This window comes from Pseudomonas sp. RW409 (assembly GCF_003184125.1).
GTDB classification, from domain to species: Bacteria; Pseudomonadota; Gammaproteobacteria; order Pseudomonadales; family Pseudomonadaceae; genus Aquipseudomonas; species Aquipseudomonas chlororaphis_I.
In genome coordinates, this window is sequence record NZ_QHHP01000022.1 from 1 (window position 1) to 748 (window position 748).

Below are 748 nucleotides of genomic sequence, written 5' to 3' on the forward strand. Positions count from 1 at the left end.
AAAGCAGCGCTGACCAGCAGCACCGCGACCACCAACGCTTCGGGCGTGGCTAGCATGACGCTGACCAGCACCCAAGCGGGCAGCAGCACCTTGAAAGCCAGCATCAACGGCAGCGAGCGCACTGTGGACACCACGTTTGTGGCGGATGCCGGTACGGCTGAAATCGCCGCGGGCAGCCTGATTGTTCTGGCTGACGGTGCCAATGCCAACAACACTGACACCAACAGCGTGCAAGTGACGGTGACCGATGCCAATGGCAACCCGGTGCCTAATGCCGAGGTGAAATTCACCGCGACCAATGGTGCGACGATCCCAGGTACTGCCACGACAGGTGCAGACGGCAAAGTGTCGGTGACGTTGACCAGCACCACCGCCGGCACCAGCGTGGTCACCGCCACCGTGGGTAGCAGCACTCAAAGCGTCAACAGCACCTTTATCGCCCATGCCGGCTCAGCCGAAATTGGCAGCGGTGCGTTGGTCATGACCACCGATAACCAGCTGGCCGACGGCATGGCGCAGAACGTGGTGCAAGCCACGATCACCGACGCCAACGGCAACCTGGTACCCAATCAGGTCGTCACCTTCAGCGTGGAGTCTGGTAAAGCAGCGCTGACCAGCAGCACCGCGACCACCAACGCTTCGGGCGTGGCTAGCATGACGCTGACCAGCACCCAAGCGGGCAGCAGCACCTTGAAAGCCAGCATCAACGGCAGCGAGCGCACTGTGGACACCACGTTTGTGGCGGATG

Annotated in this window: 1 protein-coding gene; it reads left to right on the forward strand. The window is 62.0% G+C overall.

Annotated elements, in window-relative coordinates; translation table 11 throughout:
- Window positions 1-123 precede the first annotated feature (123 nt).
- Window positions 124-748, forward strand: a 625-nt coding sequence (locus DK261_RS13020) for an Ig-like domain-containing protein (protein ID WP_218278177.1), incomplete at its 3' end; no start/stop codon positions are given.